Annotated in this window: 7 protein-coding genes; 1 reads left to right on the top strand and 6 read right to left on the bottom strand. The window is 67.5% G+C overall.

Features of this window, described 5'->3' with window-relative positions:
• Window positions 1–1268: 1268 nt before the first annotated feature.
• Window positions 1269–1625 (top strand): transposase, encoded by a 357-nt coding sequence (locus AC3WT4_RS13630; protein ID WP_492315686.1) that lies wholly within the window; start codon window positions 1269–1271, stop codon window positions 1623–1625.
• Between the two features lie 75 nt (window positions 1626–1700).
• Here AC3WT4_RS13630 and AC3WT4_RS13625 read toward each other — a convergent pair whose 3' ends face one another.
• The 6 genes from AC3WT4_RS13625 to yidC form a co-directional block, all read right to left on the bottom strand.
• Window positions 1701–1991, bottom strand: coding sequence for a hypothetical protein (locus AC3WT4_RS13625; protein ID WP_492315685.1), 291 nt, complete (start codon window positions 1989–1991; stop codon window positions 1701–1703).
• A gap of 1003 nt (window positions 1992–2994) precedes the next feature.
• Window positions 2995–4344, bottom strand: a complete 1350-nt coding sequence (locus AC3WT4_RS13620; RefSeq protein ID WP_492315684.1) for a ParB/RepB/Spo0J family partition protein — start codon at window positions 4342–4344, stop codon at window positions 2995–2997.
• Window positions 4341–5435 (bottom strand): ParA family protein, encoded by a 1095-nt coding sequence (locus AC3WT4_RS13615; protein WP_492315697.1) that lies wholly within the window; start codon window positions 5433–5435, stop codon window positions 4341–4343. The genes AC3WT4_RS13620 and AC3WT4_RS13615 overlap by 4 nt, the downstream gene beginning before the upstream one ends.
• Window positions 5436–5629: 194 nt before the next feature.
• Window positions 5630–6292 carry a 16S rRNA (guanine(527)-N(7))-methyltransferase RsmG gene (rsmG, locus tag AC3WT4_RS13610; protein WP_492315683.1) on the bottom strand — a complete coding sequence of 221 codons (663 nt, stop codon included), beginning with the start codon at window positions 6290–6292 and terminating at the stop codon, window positions 5630–5632.
• A 319-nt stretch (window positions 6293–6611) separates the two neighbouring features.
• Window positions 6612–7139, bottom strand: a complete 528-nt coding sequence (locus AC3WT4_RS13605; protein WP_492315682.1) for a Jag family protein — start codon at window positions 7137–7139, stop codon at window positions 6612–6614.
• Window positions 7140–7178: 39 nt separating this feature from the next.
• Window positions 7179–8276 (bottom strand): membrane protein insertase YidC, encoded by a 1098-nt coding sequence (gene yidC, locus AC3WT4_RS13600; RefSeq protein ID WP_108050564.1) that lies wholly within the window; start codon window positions 8274–8276, stop codon window positions 7179–7181.
• Window positions 8277–8297: the final 21 nt, after the last annotated feature.

Genomic DNA, 8297 nt, shown 5'->3' with positions numbered 1-8297 from the left:
GCGTCTCGCGTCTCGCGTCTCGCGTCTCGCGTCTCGCGTCTCGCGTCTCGCGTCTCGCGTCTCGCGTCTCGCGTCTCGCGTCTCGCGACGGATTCTCCTTCCGCGATAGCGAGCTACACCAGGTGAGTCGGGCGCCGGTCGGTTCTTCGCCGCGCGTCGCCCACTCACCGTGCGCGACACCGAACCTCGGCCGATACGGAGACGCCGCCGTGGGCTGTGTGGCACGAGACCTGGCGAATCGTTCGTGCCACCGTGGCGGCGCCCTGGCACCGCTCCCCTTCGTCACCGCCACCGCACCGAGCTGACGTGCCTCGATCCGATCGCTCGCCGCGGGGGTCGTTGCGCATGCGCGTCTCAGCGTGGTGGAGCGGCCGCCGTACCCGTCTCTGAGGCCCGTACATCGGGGCAGTCGTCGCGATCCCGCGCCCTGAGGCGACTCTCCCCCTCTCTCAGCAGGCTGAGCGGAGACGGCATCTCGGACGCCGTTTCACGTGAAACACCCCGGAGGGAGGCCAACCGGGTACACGGGGCGTGGAGCCAAGCTCCGGAAGAGCGCGCGTCCTGGAGAGGCCGGGACTGCCTCCGCTTCACGCGAGGAATGAGGCGTCTGCCGACCAAGAAGATGCGAGGCCCAAGGGCGCAAGGCCCATCCGACCGGAGCCGCCAGGCCCGGAAGGGTTCTTGGAGGCTCCGATACTCTTCCTCATTCATAGGATGCCGCGAATAGAGGAAAGGGAAGTGAAGAAGGGTGGTGATCGCAGCGGTCTCCCCCGTGGCACTTCTGACGCTCGCGTCCCCATCGCCGCCAGTCGATCCGTGACCCACTGTGACCGACCCCCTCCCCTCCCCCGGCGCGGGCACATGCGCTCTCCGCTCGCTTCTCGACCGTCCCGGACACGGGCTGCTGCCCTGCGCGGACCGCGAAGCCCTGCCCGACGGGGCGGTGGCACCGCGATGTTCCACGTGAAACAGCCAGGCTCGTCGGGAGTGGGACAGATGAAGACGCGACCGCGCGACGTAGCCGGAGTGAACCTCCGGCTGGACATCTACCGCGGTCCGCGCACTTGCGGCGCATTCTTGCGACGGTACCGCGGCTGTGTCCATCGCCTCTTGAGGCAGCGACTTCCTGGCGCATCCTCAAGCGGCTGGCGCTGGTAAGCGATCGGTGCTCGCTCACGCTCGGAGGCTCGACGCGACATGGCTTCGCACGCCCCCTGCCTAGGTCGTGTCTCCTTAGTCGCACGGCCGCGATGTTGCAGAGTGCGGTCGTGGGTCGTGGACGGGAGTTGTCGGACGACGGGCGCCCGCGCACCACGCCCGACGCCGTGATGGGCGACAGGGCCCACTCCTCGCGCGCGATCCGTGCCAAGCTGCGCCGGCGCGGCATCGTTGCGGTCACACCCGAGCCGCGCGACCAGCAGGCGCACCGTCGCAGGCGCGGATCACGAAGCGGACGTCCGGGCGAATATGACCCGGTTACCTACAAGGGTCGTAACGCGGTCGAGCGGTTCTTGAACCGCATCAAGCGATGGCGAGCACTCGCGACCCGCTACGACAAGCACACCGTGATCTTCCGCGGCGCCGTCATCGTCGCAGCGATCCTGATCTGGGTGCCCGCGCCCTGATTCCCAGATGGCGTCGGACTCAAGGGCATGCGCGACAGCATGTCAGGGGACGCCGGATGCCTCGCTGCCGCACCGCTAGCGGGGTTCCTTCTCGGCCAGGAACGTATCGACGAGTTCGAACAGCACCGCGAGGGCGTGACGGTCGTCGTCGTCGGTCAGATCGGCGGGCCCCGGCGAATCGGGGCCCGGAAAAGCCAGTCCCCAGACGATCGCGGACCAGACCAGGTTGGGTCCCCGTGCGCCAGGTCGGGTCAGGAGCCACTCCTTAAAACCATCGAGTACGCCACCTGTATAGCGATCCCCGTGCATGTCGTATCCCTCGAGCCATGCGACGACGCGAACCCATGTGGCCCGACCGACATACATGCCTGGTCGCCTCGCGAACAGGGCAAGGAACTCCCTCTCTGACAACCCGGCTAGAGGTCGCTCGCCGGCACCGGTTAATCCCTCTGGTGACTCTGAGTTAGGACACACGCCCGCACTCTGCACCACCATGATCAAGGCACTAGGGAGACACGCCCTAGCCGACCGCGATCATGCTCGCATCCCCCGTAGGACTGGCGGAGCAGCCCGGGTGGTCCGCCGACGCGCTCGACGCGTCGGAGTCCATGTGGCCGACCGGGATCGCACTCTCCCGCCGAGTGGACCTCCGCGCGCTGAACCCCGATTTCCCGGTAAAAGCCGACGAACACCGGACTCGGCAAGAACCTGGCGGATGGGATTGCCTCCGGGAAGACCGCGTCGTCCGCGCTCTGCGGGCCCCGGGGCGTGTCGTCCGGGCCACCGACTCTCATCGCACCGCACGTCCTGAGGTGGAGTGCAATCCTGGCTGGGGCAGTTGAGCCTTTTGGGGCCGTTCCCTGTGTACCTGACTGTGCCGAGGTATCGAACTCAGACCACAGCGACGAGGCGCATGTTCCACGTGAAACGTGCCCCCAGGAGCCACCCTTCGCACTACGGAAACTCCTTTGTGCCGTCTCACGTGAAACGACCGAGGAGAGCCCGGGGACCGCATTGATGGGCCGGTCGCCGTTCGGGGGAGAACGAGCGGGAGCGCGTCCCCACCATCCCTGACCGGACACCCATCGGTCCCCGATGCTGCGTGGTCGCTCCGCAACCACGTCCCACGAACGGCATCACATCGTGGCGACGGGCCGAGACGGTGAGTTGGTATCGACTCTCGCGCGCCCGTGGGAGAACGCGCGGGCGCTCCACGGAGCGAACGCCGAACAGGGCAACGGTATGTCCCTAGATAGAGCGGCGGGGCAAGTGCACTCGCCGTGTGATGAGTGCACTCGCCCCGCGATGCCGCCCCTCGGAATGGCGCTGGCCCGCGAGGTCACGTCGCAAGCACCGTCTTGCTCCGCCTCTACTTGCGCAACAGACCGGGATCGTCGGGCGCCATGACGTCGAGGATCCGGTTGAGGTCCTCGACGGAGGCGAACTCGACCGTGAGTCGCCCCTTGTTCTTGCCCAGGTCGACCTTGACGCGCGTCTCGAATCGATCGGACAACCGATGCGCGAGTTCGTCGATCGCCGCCGACCGCTGTCCAGCGCGAGGTGTCCGCGGCGCGCGGCGCTCCCCGTCGAGACCGCCCATAGCGACGATCTCCTCTGTCGCCCGCACGGAGAGGCCTTCGGCGACGATGCGCTGCGCGAGTCGTTCGATCTCCGCGCCGTCCGTGAGCCCGAGAAGCGCGCGCGCGTGCCCTGCGGAGAGCACTCCGGCAGCAACCCGACGCTGGACGAGGGGAGGCAGGCGCAGCAGACGCAGGGTGTTCGAGATCTGCGGGCGGCTTCGCGAGATGCGGTCCGCCAGCTCCTCGTGGGTGCAGCCGAAATCGTCGAGCAACTGGCGGTAGGCGGCCGCCTCTTCGAGGGGGTTGAGAGCGCTGCGGTGCAGGTTCTCCAGGAGCGCGTCGCGCAACAGATCGCCGTCGTCCGTCTCTCTGACGATCGCCGGGATGACGTCGAGACCCGCGGCCTGCGTCGCGCGCCAACGGCGCTCGCCCATGATCAGTTCATAGGCACCGGACTCCCCCGGCACCGGGCGCACGACGATGGGCTGGAGCACGCCGATCTCGCGGATGGAACCGATGAGCTCGTCGAGCTCGCCTTCGTCGAAGACGGTGCGCGGCTGCCGCGGGTTGGGACGGATCGAGGACGTCGCAAGCTCGGCGAACCGCGCCCCCGGGACGGGAACCAGGTCGTCGGCCGCCCCACCTGCCCACTCCTCGACAGTCGTCGACTCGGCGGACGAGGACGTGTCGAGATCCTGAGTGGGAGCCTGCTCCTCCCCCGCACCCGGGCTCGAGTCGGATCCCGTTTCACGTGAAACAGCGTCCGTCGTCGGCCTATCGATCGCCGATTCGTCGGGCGCGGTCACGGGCACCGCACTCGCGTCCGCAGAGTCGCCCGCAACCACAGCATCCAGCTCGGCGAGGTCAGCCTCCGAGAGCGACGTCAGCGAGGCAAGGTCGGCAGGTCCGGAGTCCGCGTCGGCCACGAGGGTCGTCACGCTCGTCGTGGTCTCGGCTCCGTCGGACACCTTGTCGACTGATACGTCTGCCGACCCACCCGACTCGCGGTGCTTCTCCTCGCTCGTCGGCTCCTCCGTGGCGGGGCTCGGAAAGAAGACGTCGACGGGCCGCCTGCCCTCAGAGCTCGTCGGGATCAGGGCGCCCAGTCCTCGCCCGAGCCCTCGGCGCTTCTCGCTCATCGCTGTTCCTCCTGCCGCAGGCCGGGACCACCGATGGTGCCGGCGAACTCATGATCGTGGTGAGACGTGGATCCGGTGCGTGCTGACGGCGGAGGGTCCTGAGGCGCCGGCGAACCAGCATTCCTCTGACCCTCTTCGCCCGTCCCCTCCTCGCTACGGTTCTCCGCGCGTTGGGTGAGCTCGCGAGCCGCTTCCAGGTAGGCGAGAGCACCGGTCGACCCCGGGTCGTAGGTCATGACCGTCTGACCATGACTCGGGGCCTCCGAGATCCGGACAGATCGTGGGACGGTCGTCCGCAACGTCTGCTCCGGGAAGTGCTCTCGGACTTCGGAAGCGACCTGCTGCGCGAGATTCGTCCTGCCGTCGTACATCGTGAGCAGGATCGTCGAGACATGGAGTCCCGGATTGAGGTGCGCCTTGATCAGCTCGATCGTCTTGAGGAGCTGGCTCAAGCCTTCCAGGGCGTAGTACTCGCACTGGATCGGGATGAGCACTTCACGGCCGACCACGAAGGCATTCACCGTCAGGAGGCCGAGGCTCGGAGGGCAGTCCACCAAGACGTAGTCGATCGGTTCCAGACCGTCTCGCTCACGCTGAGCGAGATACTCGTCGAGCGCGCGGCGAAGGCGTGTTTCACGTGAAACCAGTGAGACGAGCTCGATCTCCGCGCCAGAGAGGTCGATGGTCGCCGGCACGCACCACAGTGTGGGGATGTCAGGACACTGCTGGACCGCGCTCGCCAACGGGTCGCCATCGACGAGAACCTCGTAGACCGACGGCGTCCCTGCCCGATGCTCGACCCCGAGAGCCGTCGAGGCGTTCCCCTGGGGGTCGTTGTCGATCACCAGGACGTTGAGCCCGGCCATGGCCAGCCCCGCGGCGAGGTTCACCGTCGTCGTGGTCTTCCCTACGCCGCCCTTCTGGTTGGCGACGGTGATGATCCGAGTCGTCACGGGACGAGGGAAGCGTCGGCCGTGAAGGTCGATCCGGCGGCGAGCGTCCTCCGCGAGCTGGGCGGCGAGCGGCGTCGAGTCGTCAGCAACGGGAAGACTGGCCATCAGTGCAGCTCGGCGGTCGTCCTCGGTTCCCATGCTCTGTGCACCCTCCCCGTCGTGGGAGAGCGCCGCTCGCTCCTCGGATCCGTCGGGACCCACAGGGCTCTGCGTCACGCGTCTCATCCTCTCCGTCGTCGCCTCTCAGCATCCGCCGTACGCCATGGCATGCGACGGATGTCGGGGCCGAGATCTCGCGTGTCGCGCACGTGCTCGGCCACCTCTTCCCAGGATCAGCGTGAACCAGTCTGCCGCACGATACGAACGACGGTCGTGGTCTCCACATCAGGGAGCGTCGGCGCCTCGAGGATCTCCGGCTCCGATGCCTTGAGCTTCCGCAGAACCTTCCGTGCCGGATCGACCTCGCGGCTCACGTTGCGACCCTTGAGCACGATCATCTCTCCGCCAGGCCGAAGCAGCGGGAGCGACAGCCGCGCAAGCTTGTCGAGTGCCGCGACGGCCCGAGACGTCACCGCGTCGCACTCGAACGCGCCGTGAAACTCCTCGGCTCGCCCTCGCTTCACCTCGATGTTCGGCAGGGAGAGATCCTCGGCGATCTCCGTGAGCCAGGCACACCGGCGCTCCATCGGTTCGATGAGGTAGACCGTCGCCTCCGGCCGCATCGCGGCGACCACGACGCCCGGCAGGCCGGCACCCGATCCCACATCTGCCACAAGACCCGTCCGGGGAAGAAAGGGCACGACAGCAGCCGAGTTCAGGATGTGACGATCCCAGATGCGGGGAACCTCCCGCGGACCGATGAGGCCACGCAGCTCGCCTTCGTCGCGCAGCCGTTCGGCGAACTTCTCGACGGCGGGGAACGAGTCACCGAAGTACTCGATCAGCGCCTCCCGGGGGATCTCCGGCTCCTCGTTGCCTGCGGCCTCGTGCTGCATCGGGTCGTCTGCCTCCTTGTGTGCGAACGCCTCATCGTTTCACGTGAAACGACGGCGAGCGTGCGCGGCCCACCGAAGAGGTGAGACGAAGGATCGACCCTGGCCGTCGGGGTTCCACCAGGGCCCGGGACGGCAGCGTCTGTCGCGCAGACCTCATGACGATTCCTGCGCTGACACGCCGTGGGCGCGACCGTCGGCCCCGCCCTCCCAGCGCATCCCGGCCGACCGAGGCCGGGACTCCCCACGAGCCCTCTCCTCATGCACGTCGCCCCGCGTTTCACGTGAAACGCGGGGCGACATGGTGGTGCAGTCGTCGGTGTCAGTCCGTCGGGTAGATGACGACGTAGCGCTGAGGCTCGACGCCCTCCGAGTCGCTGCGTAGTCCAGCGGCGGCCACGGCGTCGTGGATGACCTTGCGCTCGAACGCGTTGAGCGGTTCGAGCGAGACCTTGGTGCCCTCAGCACGCACGCGCTCGATCGCATCCGCGGCCTGCGCCGTCAGCTCGCGACGACGGCCGGCCCGGAAGCCGGCGACGTCGAGCATGAGTCGGCTCCGCTCCCCCGTCCTGGCCTGCACGGCAAGGCGCGTCAGCTCCTGCAGCGCGTCGAGCACCTCGCCGTCGTCGCCCACGAGAGAGCTCAGAGCGGCGGGGTCGTCCGCGACGATCTCGACAGCGGCCCGGTCGTGCTCGACGTCGATGTCGATGTCGCCGTCGAGGTCCGCGATGTCGAGGAGCTCTTCGAGGTAGTCCGCCGCGATCTCCCCTTCTTCCTCGAGCCGGGTGGTCTCCGGGGCGGATTCCTCGGTGGACGTCGCGTCGGGCGCGGGCGTCTCGGTAGGCGTCATGCGTTGCTCCTCACGGCACGTGCGCGCTCGGGCGCAGGTCTACTTCTGCTTCTTCTTCTTGGGCGCGGGCTTCGACGACCCGGTCCCGGAACCCGGTCCACCCGTGGCGCGATCGGTGCCACCGGGGGAGGGCTTGTCCGCTGGGGCATCTTCCACCGGGGCATCCTCCGGAGTGGTCGATGCCACCGTCCCGGCGGGACGAGGGGCGCTCTTCTGGCGGTCCTTGCGCTTGGGCTGCTGGCGCTGGCCTCGAGGCTGCTCGATGACCGGCGTCGCGTCCTCGACCACGCCCTTGGCGGCACGCTTGCGCGCCTGGCGCTCCTTGAGGAGGCGCTCTGCCTCCGAACCCGGAGCCGGCATACGCCGGATCGTGTAGAACTGCTGCCCCATCGACCAGAGGTTCGTCGTGGTCCAGTAGACGAGAACACCGACTGGGAAGTTCACGCCGGAGACAGCGAAGATGAAGGGGAAGACGTAGAGCATCATCTTCTGCGTCGACGCCATCGGGCCCTCGAGCGCGGCCTTCGGCATGTTCTTCATCGTGAGCTGTCGCTGTGTGAAGAAGGTCGTCGCGCACATCGCGACGATGAGCACCGCAATGACGATCTTGGTCTGCAGGTCGTCGGTGCGGAGGAACACATCAGAAAGCTGCGCACCGAACACCGACGAGCTCTCGATGTCCGACGCCACGGACGCATCGATGGGACCGATCGGCTTCGAGGAGCCGTCGGAGATCGGCACGAGACCGTTCAGCACCCGGAAGAGCGCGAAGAAGATCGGGGACTGGAGCAGGATCGGCATGCAGGAGGCAAAGGGGTTCGTCCCGTGCTTCTTGTACAGGTCCATCGTCTCGCGGCTCATCGCCTCGCGGGACGCCGGGTCCGTCTTGCCCTTGTACTTCTTCTGGATCGCCTGCATCTCCGGCTGCAGCATCTGCATGCCCCGCGACGCCTTGATCTGCTTGAAGAACAGCGGGATCAGCAGGATGCGGATGATGATGACGAGGCCGACGATCGACAGGACCCACGCCGGGCCGGGGCCGTCGGAGAATCCGAGGAACACGAGACCCTGGTGGCAGAGGTACATGATCCACGCCACGACCCACTCGATCGGGGCGAGGAACGCGAAGAAGTCCATCGGTGACTGCTCCCTCAACTT

The sequence above is a fragment of the Cellulosimicrobium sp. EB106-03-01-XG111 genome (assembly GCF_058792115.1).
Note: the sequence above shows the minus strand (reverse complement) of the source record. Positions and strands in the feature narration are given on the sequence as shown.